Annotated in this window: 14 protein-coding genes, 1 tRNA gene and 1 pseudogene; 7 read left to right on the forward strand and 9 right to left on the reverse strand. The window is 64.0% G+C overall.

Going from position 1 to position 14,576, the window contains the following annotated elements; genetic code table 11:
- Positions 1-28: 28 nt before the first annotated feature.
- Positions 29-544: a DUF1643 domain-containing protein gene (locus OX89_RS05145; protein WP_199856211.1), complete on the reverse strand. Its 516-nt coding sequence runs from the start codon at positions 542-544 to the stop codon at positions 29-31.
- A gap of 159 nt (positions 545-703) precedes the next feature.
- On the opposite strand from OX89_RS05145, the gene OX89_RS05150 reads away from it, so the two are divergent.
- Positions 704-892 (forward strand): helix-turn-helix domain-containing protein, encoded by a 189-nt coding sequence (locus tag OX89_RS05150; RefSeq protein WP_369799250.1) that lies wholly within the window; start codon positions 704-706, stop codon positions 890-892.
- 358 nt (positions 893-1,250) lie between these two features.
- Here the strand turns inward: OX89_RS05150 and OX89_RS18020 are convergent, their stop codons facing one another.
- The 5 genes from OX89_RS18020 to OX89_RS18480 all read right to left on the reverse strand — a co-directional run bounded on the left by OX89_RS18020 (position 1,251) and on the right by OX89_RS18480 (position 5,808).
- Positions 1,251-2,873, reverse strand: a complete 1,623-nt coding sequence (locus OX89_RS18020) for an AAA family ATPase (protein ID WP_199856212.1) — start codon at positions 2,871-2,873, stop codon at positions 1,251-1,253.
- A gap of 150 nt (positions 2,874-3,023) precedes the next feature.
- Positions 3,024-3,317, reverse strand: coding sequence for a hypothetical protein (locus tag OX89_RS05165; RefSeq protein WP_157497328.1), 294 nt, complete (start codon positions 3,315-3,317; stop codon positions 3,024-3,026).
- Between the two features lie 26 nt (positions 3,318-3,343).
- Positions 3,344-3,565 (reverse strand): hypothetical protein, encoded by a 222-nt coding sequence (locus OX89_RS18470; RefSeq protein ID WP_157497330.1) that lies wholly within the window; start codon positions 3,563-3,565, stop codon positions 3,344-3,346.
- Between the two features lie 465 nt (positions 3,566-4,030).
- Complete coding sequence (locus OX89_RS18475; protein WP_157497332.1) at positions 4,031-4,903, reverse strand: hypothetical protein; 873 nt, start codon at positions 4,901-4,903, stop codon at positions 4,031-4,033.
- The gene (locus tag OX89_RS18480) at positions 4,900-5,808 is read right to left on the reverse strand and encodes a hypothetical protein (RefSeq protein ID WP_157497334.1); all 909 of its coding nucleotides are present in this window, start codon (positions 5,806-5,808) and stop codon (positions 4,900-4,902) included. Before OX89_RS18480 ends, OX89_RS18475 begins: the two co-directional genes overlap by 4 nt.
- A 113-nt stretch (positions 5,809-5,921) precedes the next feature.
- On the opposite strand from OX89_RS18480, the pseudogene OX89_RS18025 reads away from it, so the two are divergent.
- Positions 5,922-6,071 (forward strand): annotated as a pseudogene (locus OX89_RS18025) (serine--tRNA ligase); the annotation flags it as partial.
- Between the two features lie 34 nt (positions 6,072-6,105).
- A tRNA-Ser gene (locus OX89_RS05180) sits at positions 6,106-6,195 on the forward strand.
- Positions 6,196-6,354: 159 nt separating this feature from the next.
- Here OX89_RS05180 and OX89_RS05185 read toward each other — a convergent pair.
- Together OX89_RS05185 and OX89_RS05190 are read right to left on the reverse strand one after the other, a co-directional pair.
- Positions 6,355-7,659: a tryptophan--tRNA ligase gene (locus tag OX89_RS05185; RefSeq protein WP_047349826.1), complete on the reverse strand. Its 1,305-nt coding sequence runs from the start codon at positions 7,657-7,659 to the stop codon at positions 6,355-6,357.
- Positions 7,660-7,683: 24 nt separating this feature from the next.
- Positions 7,684-8,370 (reverse strand): site-2 protease family protein, encoded by a 687-nt coding sequence (locus OX89_RS05190; protein WP_047349892.1) that lies wholly within the window; start codon positions 8,368-8,370, stop codon positions 7,684-7,686.
- Positions 8,371-8,642: 272 nt separating this feature from the next.
- On the opposite strand from OX89_RS05190, the gene OX89_RS05195 reads away from it, so the two are divergent.
- From OX89_RS05195 to OX89_RS05210, 4 genes are read left to right on the forward strand one after another with little or no spacing between them, the layout of a single operon-like run.
- Positions 8,643-9,515, forward strand: coding sequence for a c-type cytochrome (locus tag OX89_RS05195; protein WP_011806539.1), 873 nt, complete (start codon positions 8,643-8,645; stop codon positions 9,513-9,515).
- Between the two features lie 30 nt (positions 9,516-9,545).
- A complete protein-coding gene (locus OX89_RS05200) occupies positions 9,546-10,919 on the forward strand; it encodes a cbb3-type cytochrome c oxidase subunit I (RefSeq protein ID WP_047349827.1) in 1,374 nt (457 codons plus the stop codon).
- 19 nt (positions 10,920-10,938) lie between these two features.
- Entirely contained in the window at positions 10,939-11,742 is an 804-nt protein-coding gene (locus OX89_RS05205; RefSeq protein WP_011806537.1) for a CbbQ/NirQ/NorQ/GpvN family protein, read from the forward strand.
- Positions 11,743-11,744: 2 nt separating this feature from the next.
- Entirely contained in the window at positions 11,745-13,814 is a 2,070-nt protein-coding gene (locus OX89_RS05210; protein ID WP_047349828.1) for a nitric oxide reductase activation protein NorD, read from the forward strand.
- 124 nt (positions 13,815-13,938) lie between these two features.
- Here the strand turns inward: OX89_RS05210 and OX89_RS05215 are convergent, their stop codons facing one another.
- Complete coding sequence (locus tag OX89_RS05215; protein WP_047349829.1) at positions 13,939-14,574, reverse strand: L-threonylcarbamoyladenylate synthase; 636 nt, start codon at positions 14,572-14,574, stop codon at positions 13,939-13,941.
- Between the last annotated feature and the right edge of the window lie 2 nt (positions 14,575-14,576).

Consider the following 14,576-nt stretch of genomic DNA (forward strand, 5'->3'; position numbering starts at 1 on the left):
GCGGCGGGTAGACCTACCCGCCATTTGCTCAGTCCAGTTCGTAGGGTTCCAGCGTCCAACTATAGCTCAGAGTCGCTGGGTGGCGCGGATGGCCATTGGCGGTCAGCTCACCGAATCGGCGCCACTGAGGGTGGTATTTCTGCAGCCGCTGGAATAGCTCGTCCCGGGTGCGGTAGAGGTACGGGCGGTTCATCACCAACTCACCCCATGCAGCCCAGATGGTGGGATTGGGGTACTGGGCAATGATCTTCTCGATTTCTTCCAGATTGCGCTCGCAGGCCATGGGCGCAGGCTTGGACGGCAGGTCTTGGGGATCGGTGGCCCGCACCGGGTAGAGGTTCAGCATGATGAAACTGTCGAATCCACATTGCTGGGCCACTTTCTCCACCTTGGTGACTGTGTTGTCCAGTTTCTCCTGAGTGGCGGTGCTGGGATTGAGGCCGATGGTGATGAGCGGACGCTTTCCGATCGTGCCCAGGGTGTAGCGCCATTGGTCGTCGTGCTCGGAGTGGTAGATCTCGTACATAGTGCCTTTCAGATGCATGTGTTTCATGGCACCCGTGACGGCGTGGTCTGTGATGCCAATAAATCTTACATCCAATTAGTCGTATTACGACTATTCCGAATGTGACTAGACGATTTGGGGATGTCCACGTCCCTTTACCATGCTGATTACGAAGCAGTAAGGGAATCGTTGCGCGCTATGCGCGTCAAGGCCAATCTGACTCAGACCGCAATTGCGGAGCAATTGGGCGTGGGCCAGTCCTACGTGTCCAAGCTTGAGCGTGGCGAGAATTACGTGGATGTGCTGATCTTTGCGCGGTGGTGTGTGACGTGCGGTGTTCGGCCAGGACTGGCTCTTGATAGGCTATTGAGAGAGCCGCCGACTTGAGTATTGGCGACGCGGTGACTCTCTGTTGATTACTGGGGCTCTTGGTCGGCGGTAGTGGCTCAGCATCTCCGGTGCAGTTAGCCAGGGAGTCGAGAGCGCGGCTGGAGGTATGCCCCACGGCTCAGGTATTTGCCTGCCATTCACCGGGCCTGTCTGGGCCCAGCACATATCCAGACGGGCTATTGCTGATGGTCAGGGTGTCTGGGTGGAGCACTCACTTCGGCATGGATGACTTGCCCCTGAGTGCAAGACTCAGCGTCCAGTCGGTGCCCCACTTTCGGTCTTCCTGGCCAGTCCCCCGCTCCCCCGCCCCCTCTCCCCCTTTAGGGGAGGGGGCGTGGGGAGTGGGAGGCTAGGGTCAGCGTGGCAGACGCACCTTACCCTCATGCAGGATCAGGAGTCCGGCATCGATCAGGGACTGGATCGCCTCGCGCACATTCTTGGCGCGGTGGTTACTGCCATAGCCTTCTTCCCCGCTGTCGCATTTGTGCTTGAATGCTTGCGCTACAACCTTGCTGATGGCCTCATGGGTCGCCTCGCCCGGAGATTGTTCGCCATCGACACCGATGCCCGCCATGCGCAGATGCAAGGTGATTGCCTTCAGCGCCTCATCGGCCCGTTCCTGTCCCTTGGTCTTGGGCGACGGCAGGGCCGCCGGAGCCTCTGCATCCTCGACATGCCGCACCACGATGGATTTCAGGGGCTCCGTTTCATGCTCTTGCTGGAAACTGACCCCTTCGATCTTGAACCATCCGCTTGCCGGTACGCCGTCCCGACCCTTGTCCAGACGCCAGTAGCGATCTTCGCCCGAGCGGCCCACTTCGATGGACACGTCAGGATTTGCGTGCAGCGCATATGCGCCGCGCGCGCCCCGCTTGGGGTCATTACCGCAGTGGTGCACGAGCAGTACCGCCGCCCCGGTCATCTGGGTCAGTCGCTGCACGTTGGCGATCATCCCTGCCATGGCGGAGTTGCTGTTCTCTTCTGCCATCCCAGCGATGGACGCCGACAGCGTGTCGATCACGATGAACTTAGCATCGTGCTTCAGCGCCGTCAGTGCCAGTTCGTTGACATCCGCCTCGCTGGCGACGTTGCAGGGATTGAAGACATAGTGGATGCCTTCCAGGTGGCTGACGCCCCGGTCGTGCTCCAGTGCTTGCACGCGGGTACGCACCCCGATCTGCCCTTCCAGAGCTACATAGATCACATTCGTGCGGGTCACGGGATGCCCTGCCCAGTCAGATCCACTCGCAATTGCTGCCACCATATCGAGCAGCAGCGCAGTCTTGCCCGCCTGGGACTCGCCCCACAGGATGATGATCTCGCCCCCATGGAACACATCCCGCACCAGCCAGACATGCCGAGGCAGGTGGCGGAAGTCCTGCGAGGTATGGGTGGGCAACCCGCGCGTTACCCCCGGCGGGAGCGGCAGCGTGGGTACGGGCAATTGGAGCGTAGGCGTAGATGCATGGCGCAGAGCCGCTTCCTCAAGTTCGGGCGCCGGTGCCGCCATTGAGGACGTGAGCAGAGGTTCAGCTTCCAGGTTGGGAGCGGTTTCCGCCTGCTCGTCTTCCTTCGTGCTCGGCTCGGGGTGGAGCCCCACAGCTTGGGCGACGACCAGCTTCGCCATGTGGTCGCTATCACTGCTACCAGGCGGGCGCTCGGTTGCCTGATTGTCGGCCTCCAGTTCCTTGCGCAGATTGCGCTGCCAATCGAGGATGGCAGCCATGAGTTGAGCTTCTCCGGAGTATTGGCGCGGGATCAGAGGTACCTCGTCCGATGCGGGGGCTGACGCCTTTGTCGAGGAGACGAGCAGCGATTCGGCCTCCTGGGTGACCGGGGCTTTGATCGGCTCATTGTCGTTCGGACTGGTCTTCGGATAGAGCAGCAGTGCTTGCTTCACGACCTGCTTCGCCACGTGGTTGTTGAGGTTACGAGTGGTCCCAGAGTTGTCAGAGGGGTCGATGTGTTGGTTCGACATATGCGTTCTCATTGATTGTTGGGTGGGCATACGCAGGACGCGGTTAGAGGGGCAGGCAGTTGCCTTGCCTCCTCCGGCCATCAGCGGATTGGCGTGTGAGCGTCCTGCGACATGCAGATAGACAGGGGCCAGAGCCCCCATCGCTTCAGGTCATGCCTTCTTGCCCGAGGGCCTGCGGGACAGACGGCGCTTCTTGGCTCCCCGCTTGCGCGTCCCGGCCTGATCGACCGGCGCGGTGGTGAGGCGGCGATCCATGCGCCACAGCCGGTCACCTACTGCGTCCACGTGATCCATGAGATCGCGCAGCATGGCGTTCTGCTGCTTGAGCATCTGGTTTTGCTGGATGAGGCAGGCGGTTTGCAGAGCGAGGGTGGATTGGTCTTGGTATTGCATGGTGTATTCCTTGAGCGATGCGCAACCGCCGTGCATAAAAATGGCGGTCATGCGCGGGGTGTGAGATAAACGGGGACTCAGTGGGCGGCCAATGCGATCGCGCCACTGCCAAGATGGGTGGGCGGACGTGATCCGAGCACTGCCATCTGGGTGTCTGACCCCGCCAAAATGGGGTCAAAACTGTTACAAATTTCCCGATTCAGCCAGTAGCGGGATTCGTGTGCCGAATCCCAGTCCGCTCCTGAAAATGGCTCTTGAGAGGGCAAATAGAGCGGAAAATGGGGTAAATATTTCACCATGTGAAAAATCTCCTCGATTTTGTGCGCTGGAGCAGAAATTGCGCAGGCCACATGGGTAAACGCCAAAACTGGAGCGAGCAACGCCTCGCCTCGTCGGTCTGCAATGTAAAGATTTGGTTAACCTGTTACATATTCAGGCGCCAGTTGATGCTCCCGATGCCCTAGTCGGGCTGGGTGCGTAGCGTCGGGATATCGCCCTTGGGTCCAGTGGGGCGAGTGAGGGGTAGCGCGAGGGGGAGAGGTGCCTGACGGGCCGCTATGCGATGCGGAAGATCAGGCTACGGAGGTGGGGATGACCGCCACCCAATTGCGGGGTTGGGTGTCGCCACACATAGTGGTTATCCGAAGGTGCCGCCTGTGGCAGCGATATCGTTGCGATTGGCGGGCGTTAGATAGAGGGCCCGAGCAATTGATTAGTCGAGGCCTGATATCGCGTCTTTGCCATTTCGGGAGCGACTAGTGCTTCTAGCTTAGGGTGTGGACCCAATCAGCGACTTCAGCGGCCAACACATCAGGCTGTGAGTGTGTGACCACCCGGATACGTTGCTGGGTGAGACGCCATTCCAGATCATCCAGACGGGCTTCAACTTCTGAGGCTATCGCGCGCGTCAACCCGTCATCTATAGTCGGTCTCATAAAGAATAGAGCGCTTTTTGCCCGTTCGCGGTTTGTCGCTGCTACGTAGGTATCAAGCGTGTTTGCGCCCAACAGGAATTCAAGCTGTATGCGCTCAGGTGACGAGTACCAACCGCTGGCAATCACACCGGCCGCGTGCGGCACTACTAGATTGACTCCCACTTGGTGCTTTTGGTCACCATAGTAGTCCTCGCAGATGACCGAATTGGCCTCATAGCCCAACTTAGCCCGAACCTGATCCAGAACCTCTCGAACAACGTCACTTGCTTGACGAGAGGCGAACCTTGGGCGCTTGCCTTTGGATGGCTCTTCTTGGAGTGGGATGGTGCCATCGCTCAGCATGCGCTCAAGCGCTTCGCTAGGGAGTGGCACGCGTAGGCTTCCAGCGGGATCGATGCGGAACAGTTCAGGTAATCGATCCGAGGTCAGGGGTTCACGTGCGGCACGCACCTCTGCAAGACAGCGGCGTAGCTCTGCGAGCATGCGATCGAACATGACCTTCGTGCCAGGTCCGTAAATGCATTCAAGTTTTTGCACGCTGGTAATAACGCGGAAATCGGACAATCCCCGCTCATCCAGAGCAGCTGCACCAACCAAATACTCCTGTGCACTAAATACATCGGGGCGCAACCATAGGCGAGCCCAGTTGCCTTGCCAGCTAGGCGTTACAGCAGGTCTCTTGAGAAGCTCTTCGATATTCATCGCAGTTGCTCCAGTCTTTCATTTATGAAATCGCGGCTTGCTCGCTCTGATAGAAACGTGTGGAGGTTTGCTGCTGCCGCAGTCCCAAAATTGTCGGTGACTAGTTTTTCGGATGATTCGAGGACGGCCGCAAGCGCCGCTGCGTGGGTATCGCTAAATTGCACCAAATCCGCGATGAGCGCCTTCGCTTCCCCGGTCTTGATCTTCTTTTTGGCGATTGCGTCTCGAATTGCACTCATCAGATGAGTCAAGATCCCACCTAACTTGTCCATGTGGATGGGCACACCACGGCACCAGTCCTGGTTGAAAGCCAAACGCTCGTGGTCTATTGCCGCTATGCGGCCTCTGCTCATCCAATATGGCGCGTTTTGCGCGATCCGATCGCAATTGCCGAGCCAAGCGTCGAATGCTGCTAAGCGCCGGCCGAATGGTTTTGACATGACTGCGCGCTCCCAGCCTACGGGCCACACGAGCTGTGGTTGCTTTATATCAAGGCGACTGGCACACCAAAGCACAATAGGACCGAGCGATCCCCACTGGTTGCGAGCAAGCAGAAGTTCTGGCTCTTGGGCATTAATTAGATCGTCAGGCCCAGCAGCAAGAAGCATCGCGGTAGGAGGAACACCGACTTCGAGCTCCGTGCCGAGAGTCCACGCCAAGGCTTCATTGATCCAGCCTTTGTCCTTCAGAGGAAAGGCCTTCACTACTGCGAGTCCAGGGCCCTCGGGGAACAGGACCTCAGCGGTATGCGTCGTTTGATTTGCCCCCATCTGACCGATCGGACCGTTGTAGCGGACGTAGTGCGTCGAGTAACGCTCCACTAGAGGCAGGCTCCTTGCCTTCGGGGCACCAACCGGCGATGGGGCGTTGCTGACGCTTGGGACTACAGGAGAGGTGTTGTCCATATCTGCTGGTCAATTGGATGGTGTTCGATGGTAGCGCTTCTGGGGTTCTCGCATACCGTCTTACTAGCAGCCCAAATAGGATGTACCCACCAACTTACCCACCATTCCGGATAGAGCTGGTGCACACCCTCAACGGCTCGGGCCTGGCCGTGGGCCGCACGCTGGTGGCGGTGCTGGAGAACTACCAGAACGAGGACGGCAGCGTGACCATTCCTGAGGTGCTGCGCCCCTACATGGGCGGTCAAGCCACGCTGCCGGTCTGAAATTTCCTGCTAGAATCGCGGGCTTCGACACACAGGAGAGGTGGCAGAGTGGTCGAATGTACCTGACTCGAAATCAGGCGTAGTGGCAACACTACCGTGGGTTCGAATCCCACCCTCTCCGCCAAATTAAAAAGCCTTGCAAGCCAGTCGCTTGCAAGGCTTTTTTCTTGGTGCGTCCCTTCTGGGGCCAGCTCTTGTGACCAAATTTCGAGCGATTTTGCCCCCGGGGCCTTGCTGAGCTAGCGCCAGTAGCTATTTAAATAATAGCAACGGGCGCCGGGATTCATTCCTGCGCAGCTGCCAGAGCCAGCAGCGCTGCCTCCACCTCTGATGCTGGCACGCCGTCCACCGGCGTCAACAGGGGGGCCAGGGCCTGCAATGCGCCGGCTTCCTTTTGCAGCCGAGCGATGGACTGGCCGGCGTCGCGCGGGGCGTCGAAACCCGTGCTTTGCAGCAGCAAGCGGCCGTCGGCAGCCACCAGCTTGAAGTAAAACTTGCCGTCGGCCTCGCGGTATTGCTTGAACGCGGGCAGGGTGGCCTTGCTGGTCTTCTGCGTGGCCGGTGCAGGGTGTGCGACGGCGCTCAGGCTGCGCAGGCCTACGGCGGCGCGCAGGCGCTGCAGGAAGGGGGCGGCGATGGCGCGGGCGCGCTTGGCGCCGATTTGCAGGGCAGCCTCCACCTTCTCGGGATGGGCCATTAGGTCGTCATAGCGCGCGCGCATGGGCGCGATTTCGCGGTCGATCCGCTCGAACAGCATTTGCTTGGCGTCGCCCCAGGCAATGCCGTCCGCATAGGCGCGCCGCATGGCGGCGGTCTCTTCGGGGGTGGCGAAGGCCTGGTAGATCTGGAACAGAGCCGAGCCCTCCACCTGCTTGGGCTCGCCAGGGGCGCGCGAGTCGGTGACGATGGAGCCGATGAGCTTCCTCAACTGTTCGCGCGTCGAGAACAGCGGAATGGTGTTGTCGTAGCTCTTGCTCATCTTGCGCCCGTCCAGGCCCAGCAGCAGCGCCACGTTGTCCTCGACGGCCGCCTCGGGCAGCGTGAAGTGTTCGCCGTAGAGGTGGTTGAAGCTGGCCGCCATGTCGCGGGCCATTTCGATGTGCTGGATCTGGTCGCGGCCCACGGGCACCTTGTGGGCGTTGAACATCAGGATGTCGGCCGCCATCAGCACGGGGTACATGAACAGCCCTGCGCTCACGCCGTCGTCCAGGTCGCGGCCGGCTTCCTGGTTCTTGTCCTGTGCGGCCTTGTAGGCGTGGGCGCGGTTGAGCAACCCCTTGCCGGTCACGCAGGTCAGCAACCAGTGCAGCTCAGGAATTTCAGGGATGTCGGACTGACGGTAGAAGGTGACCTGCTGCGGGTCCAGTCCGGCGGCGAGCCAGCTGGCGGCGATCTCCAGCGTGGAGCGGTGCACGCGCTCGGGCTCCTGGCACTTGATGAGGGCGTGGTAGTCGGCCAGGAAGTAAAAACTCTCTACGCCTGCGTTGCGGCTGGCGGCCACGGAGGGGCGGATGGAGCCCACGAAGTTGCCCAGGTGCGGCGTGCCCGAGGGGGTGATGCCGGTGAGGAAGCGGATGGTCTTTGGCATGAGGGGAGTCAGAGAAGGAGCCGGTCAGCGCAGCAGCGCGACCAGTGGCGACAGCAAGAGGTTGATGGCGCTGTAGCCCAACGCCATCAGCGGACGCAGCCACAGCGCGCCCACGATGCCCGCCACCACCAGTGCGAGCACGATGAAGAAGCCGTAGGGTTCGATGCGCGAGAGAAAATGGGCTTGCTTCCACGGCAGCAGGCCGACGAGGATGCGACCCCCGTCCAGGGGTGGCAGCGGAAACAGGTTGAACGCCCACATCACGAGGTTGACGGCAATGCCGGCGCGCGCCATCTCCAGGAAGAAGCGCTCCTGAGTGCCGGTGGCGACCAGCGCGACCAGCAGCAGCGCCCAGCCGATGGCCTGGATGAAGTTGGATGCGGGACCCGCCAGCGCCACCCAGATCATGTCGCGCTTGGGGTGGCGCAGTTGGCTGAAGTTCACCGGCACGGGCTTGGCATAGCCAAACAGGAACGCCCCCGAGGTGGCGAAATACAGCAGCAGCGGCATGAGCACGGTGCCCACCGGGTCGATGTGCTTGATGGGGTTGAGCGTGATACGGCCCATCATCAGCGCGGTGTTGTCGCCAAAGTGCCGGGCGGCATAGCCGTGCGCGGCTTCGTGCACGGTGATGGCAAACAGCACCGGCAGGGCGTAGATGAGGACGGTCTGGATAAGGTCGGTCATGGGCACCCGCCGATTGTCGCCCATGCGCGCCGCGGGTTCCTGTCTTACAGCGCACGGGCAGTTGTCCGACAGCCGCATGCTGGACAGGCCGTCACCATGCACGGCAGTGGCGCGCACTCCCACGGCGCGCCGGCCCAAACAACAAGCTAGAGGAGGCCACCCCATGCATGCCTGGTATCTGCCTGTGAAGGTGTTTGCGCTCGTCGTGGTGCTGCTGATGGTCGTGGCCATGGTCTACGCCGGCACCATGGCCGTCATGTACTGGTCTGGCATCGGCGTGTGAAAGGGAGAACCCCATGAACAAGCGCCAGACGCGTCTTTTCGCCATCGTCGCCACGGGCATCTCGGCGGCGGTGTTCCTCCTCCTCACTTTTGACAGCCACCGCAAGTTCGATGCGCTGACCAATGCCGAGTCCATCACTCCGGCGGTCGTGCACGGCAAGGATGTCTGGCACAAGAACAACTGCATCAACTGCCACACCATCTTTGGCGAAGGCGCCTACTACGCGCCCGATCTGACCAAGATCACCAAGCTGCGCGGCGAGGCGTATCTGAAGGCTTACCTGAAGGATCCTTCCAAGTTCTACGACGAGCAGCGCCACCGTCGCCTGATGCCCAAGCAAGACCTGAGCGACGAGGACATTGCCGGACTCATCGCCTTCTTCGACTGGGTCAGCAACGTGGACAACCAGGGATGGCCGCCGCGGCCCATCCTCGTGACGGGCTCCACGCTGCCGGGGGCTGACCGCAGCGCCGCGCAGCAGGCGGACGATGCAAAGATCGAACGGGGCGGCATCGCTGCCCCCCCCGGTGCGCGCCCGCTGTCGGGCAACGAAGACCCGATTGCCCTGGGCGAGCGGGTATTCCGCACAGCCACGCCCGCCTGCACCGCCTGCCACTCCACCGCGCCTGGCGTGAACATGGCCGGGCCGTCCCTCGCAGGTGTGAAGGGCCGCACCGAGGCACTGCTGGGCTCGTCCGACTACAAAGGCCAGGCCAAGGATGTGGCGGCCTACTTGCATGAGTCCATCGTTTCGCCCAGCGCGCACCTGGTGCCCGGGCCCATGTACTCGGCTGATGGGACCTCTTTCATGCCCACGACCTACGCCAAGGACCTCACGGCCGAGCAGATCGACCAGCTCGTGGCCTACCTGATGTCCATGAAGTAAGCACGCCCGCAGCCATCGCCGGAGTCCGCCATGAGATACAAGTCCCAATCCGTCGCCTACTGGTATTTCGCCGTGGCCGTGGCCCTGTTCGGGCTGCAGCTGGTGTTCGGCCTGCTGTCGGCCACCAAGTACCTGGGGCCGGACCCGTTGCTGTACATCCTGCCGTTCGACGTGACCAAGATGATCCACACCAACATCCTGATCGTCTGGGTGTTGTGCGGCTTCATGGGGGCAACCTATTGGATGGTGCCAGACGAGTCGCGCACCGAGCTCTACAGCGTGAGGTTGGCCTACATCCAGCTCGTGCTGTGGACGGTGATGGGCGTGGCCACGGTGGTGGGCTACCTGTTTCGCTGGGGCACGGGCAACAAGCTGCTGGAGCAGCCGCTGCCCTCCAAGATCGTGATCGTGATCGTGATGCTCATGTTCCTCTACAACGTCGGCATGACGATCCGCAAGTCCGGCCGGTTCACGACACCGGAGGGTGTGCTGCTGGGCGGCCTGGGCCTGGCGGCGGTGCTGTACCTGCCGGCGTTGCTGGAGTTTCACAACTACACCGTGGCCATCTTCTACCGGTGGTGGACCATCCACCTGTGGGTGGAGGGCGTGTGGGAGATGATCCAGGGCGGCTTCCTCGCGTACCTGCTGATCCGCCTGTCGGGTGCCGACCGCGAGGTGATGGAAAAGTGGCTCTATGTCATCGTGGGGCTGGTGTTCATTGCCGGCATCCTGGGTACGGCGCACCACTATTACTGGGTGGGCGTGCCGCAGTACTGGCTGCCCATCGGGGGCTTCTTCAGCGCACTGGAGCCCGTGGCCCTGGTGGGCATGGCCATGTATGCCTACTTCGCCATGCGCCGCTCGGGCATGGCCCACCCCAACAAGCTGGCGCTGCACTGGACGGTGGGCAGCGCCGTGTTCACGCTGTTCGGTGCCGGCCTGCTGGGCCTGGCCCACACCTTCCCCAGCGTGAACAAGTGGACGCACGGCACCCTCATTACCGCCATGCACGGGCACGCGGCGTTCTACGGAGCCTACGCGATGATCGTGATGGCCATGATCAGCTATGCGCAGCCGGCCCTCACACGCAGGCCCGAGGAAGGCACCGCCATGGGCTACCTGTCGTTCTGGATGCAGCTGGCGGGCATGTTCGGCATGACGCTGTCGTTCGCCACCGCGGGCATTGGGCAGGTGTACCTGGAGCGCATCATGGGCATGGGCTACCTGGATGCGCAACTCAAGATCCAGGTGCACTTTGTCATGCTGGTCATCACTGCGTCCATCTTCGCGATTGGCGTTGCGTTGTTCATCATCGATTTCTTCCGCCACCCGCTGCGGCTGGAGGTCAACGCCAGCGATCCGGTGGACCGTCCCCTCGATACGCACCGTGCTGCAGCGATTTGATCTACAGGGCGGGGCGGGGATGGCCCGCCCGGCAACGTCCCCTGCGCCGGAGCCTCCCTATTACCTGCCCAGCGGCGACGAGATCGAGGTTTTCGCGCAGTGCCACGCGCAGGGCCTGGCCGTCATGCTCAAGGGACCTACGGGTTGCGGCAAGACGCGCTTCGTAGAGCACATGGCCTGGCGCCTGAAGCGCCCGCTCATCACCATCGCCTGCCATGACGACCTGAGCGCCAGCGACCTGATCGGCCGCTTCCTCATCCAGGGCAGCGGCACCGTGTGGCACGACGGGCCGCTGACCCGCGCCGTGCGCGAGGGCGCGCTGTGCTACTTGGACGAAGTGGTGGAGGCACGGCAGGACACGGTAGTGGTATTGCACCCGCTCACCGACCACCGGCGCATCCTGCCCATCGACAAGACGGGCGAGGTGGTCGAGGCCGCGCCCGGCTTCGGGCTCATCGTGTCATACAACCCCGGCTACCAGCGCATGCTCAAGGACCTGAAGCCCAGCACGCGCCAGCGCTTCGTGGCGCTGGACTTCGGCTTTCCCGCGCCTGAGGTAGAGGCGCGCATCGTCGCGCAGGAAAGCGGCATTGCCGAGCCCGAGGCGCGGGCGCTGGTGCAGCTCGCCACGCGGCTGCGCGCACTGCAGGACCGTGGCTTGGCCGAGGTGCCTAGCACGCGGCTGCTGGTGGCGGCCGCGCAGCTGGCGGTGCGCGGCGTGGACCTGCGCCGCGCCTGCCTGCACGCCATCGTGGCGCCGCTGTCGGACGAGGCATCGCTGGTGGGCGCCATGCGCGACCTTGTCGACGCCACCTTCGTCTGACCATGGCCGAGGCCGAGGACGTCATCACCGACGCGGCGCGGCATGCCACGATCTATGCCCAGGCGCTGTGGCGCCGCCACCGCTCCCCGCCGGCCGGCCCACCCCGGCTGCATCTGGCCGAAGTGGCGCCACGCCTGGACCTGTTGGTCAGCGCCGCGCTGGGCATCCGCCTGCAGCTGCGCGCGGCGCAACCGCCTGCGCCGCCTACCTTCCTCTCGCGCTGGATGCAGCGTGCAGAGGCCCCCAGCCAGCGCGACGCCGTGCCCGCCACCGACGGCGCCAACCTGTGGCTGCCCCCCGCGCTGACGGACATACCCGGTGCGCAAGCGGGGAAGGAAGGCGCGCTCCCCGCCGACGAGCGCTACCGCACGCTCGCGCTGATGCACGGTATGCGCGCAGTGCGGGGGGCGCCGGCATACGCTGCCCAGGCAGTGGACGGTTTCGAGCGGGCCTTGTTCGCACTGCTCGAAGCCCATGCCGCCGACCACGCGCTGGCCCTGCGCCTGCCGGGCATGGCCGCGCCACTGGCGCGCCTGCGGCAGGCCATGCTGGCAGCGCGCCCGGCCGTGGCGGCGCTGCCGCCGCACCTGCAACCGCTGGAGTCGCTGGCGCACGCCCTGCTGGCCGGCCCACCCGCGGGCGCCGGGCCTCCCGGCCTGATGCCATCGCTGCCGGCCCCGGCGCCACAGGTGCTGGCGCATGCACGTGCCCTCGCTTCGCGCCTGCGCCCGGCCGCGGCCCCCGCGCGCCAGCAGCGCTGGTGCATGGCCGACGCGTGGCTGGGCGAGCTGCGCACGCCGGCTACCCCCGCGCCTGCGCACGCCACGGCGGACGGCGCAGAGGATGCCTCTGGGACGACCCATGCTGCCCGTCTGGCGCGGCGTCCGCAGGTGCGCCAGGCGCTTCCCGATGAGGACGATGCGAACGGTCCCGGCGCTTGGATGGTGCAGACCGCCCAGCCGCACGAACAGGCCGCGGACCCCATGGGCATGCAGCGCCCGAGCGACCGCGACGCCAACACGGCGGCCGAGGAGTTCGCCGATGCGCTGTCCGAACTGCCCGAGGCGCGCCTCGTGGCCACGCCCGGCCGTCCGAAGGAGGTGCTGCTGTCCGATGACCCGCCGGAGCATCTGGCGCGCCAGGCGCGGGCGGGCGGCGGTGCGGCCGCTGCGCCGGGCGTCGACGTTCTGTACTACCCCGAGTGGGACGGCGCCAGCGGCAGCTACCGCCGCCCCGGCGCCGCCGTGTGGGTGCACGACGCAGCCCCGGGCGCGCCCGGTTGGTTGGAAGCCACGCTGCATGAGCGCCGGGCCATGCTGCACGCCGTGCGCAGGCGGTTCGAGCTATTGCGCAGCCGCCGCGTGGCCGTGCGCCGCCAGCTCGACGGCGACGAGATCGACCTGGAGGCTTGCATCGAGGCGCGCGCAGACTTTGCCGCGGGCCTGCCGCTGCCCCAGCGCCTGTACCGCAGCGAGCGCCGCCTGCACCGCGACCTGGCGGTGCTGGTACTTATGGATGTGAGCGGCTCCACCGACGCCTGGGTGGCGCCGGGCCGGCGGGTGGTTGACGTAGCGCGTGAGGCGCTGCTGCTGGTGAGCATGGCGCTGGACGGCATGGGCGCGCCGTTTGCGGTGCAGGCGTTCTCCGGTGAGGGGCCGCAGGGGGTGGTGGTGCGCAACGTCAAGCGTTTTGACCAGCCCTACGGGCGGGACGCTGCGCTGCGCATCGCCGGTCTGGAGCCCGAGCACTACACGCGCGCCGGCGCCGCGCTGCGCCATGCCACCAGCACGCTGATGCGCCAGCCGGCCGCGCACCGCCTGCTATTGCTGCTGTCCGATGGCAAGCCCAACGACATCGACGCCTATGAAGGCCGCTATGGACTGGAGGACATGCGCCAGGCCGTGACCGAGGCGCGGCTGCAAGGCATTGCGCCGTTTTGCCTGACCATCGATCGCCAGGCGGCCCGCTATCTGCCCACGGTGTTCGGTGCCCATCACTACGCGCTGCTGCCCCGGCCCGAGGAACTGCCGCAGGTGCTGCTGCAATGGCTGCGCCGGCTGGTGGTGGTGTGACTGATTGCTACTGTTTTAGTAGCTATTGGCGCTTGCTGGATGGGCGCTAGAGGCCTTAAACGTTCTGAATCTTCCGTCGGCGCATTGCGCCGCTGTGGCACGCACCAAGCCCGGGCGCGTGCCCTTAAAGCCCCAGCTTGGCCAGGCTGCCGCCACCTTCGCGCACCACGATGGGGTCGCCGCCGGTATTCATGGGCGTGAGGTCCAGCACCGTAGTGGGCTCCAGCGGGCAGCCGCCCGCGTCGAGGATGCCATCGAGCTGCTTTTCAAAGCGCTCGCGGATCTCCTGCGGGTCGTTCAGCGGCTCGCTTTCGCCCGCCGGGATCAGTGTGGTGGCCAGCAGCGGCGCGCCGTGCAGCTCCAGCAGCATCTGCAGGCCCTTGCGGTCGGGCACGCGCAGACCGATGGTCTTGCGCTGCGGATGGCTCACGCGGCGCGGCACTTCCTTGGTGGCGTCCAGGATGAAGGCGTAAGGCCCCGGCGTGGCCAACTTCAGCAGGCGATATTGGCGGTTGTCCACATGCGCGTAATTGGCCAGCTCCGACAGGTCGCGGCACAGCAGGGTGAGGTGGTGCTTGTCGTTGATCTGTCGAATACGACGAATCCGGTCCACGGCGTCCTTGTCGTCCAGGCGGCAGACCAGCGCGTAGCTGGAGTCGGTGGGCACGGCCAGGATGCCGCCGCTCGACAGCAGCGTGGCGGCCTGCTTGAGCAGGCGCGGCTGCGGGTTGTCGGCGTAGATCTCGAAATATTGGGCCATGG

The organism is Diaphorobacter sp. J5-51 (assembly GCF_001023515.1).
GTDB classification, from domain to species: domain Bacteria; phylum Pseudomonadota; class Gammaproteobacteria; order Burkholderiales; family Burkholderiaceae_C; genus Diaphorobacter; species Diaphorobacter nitroreducens.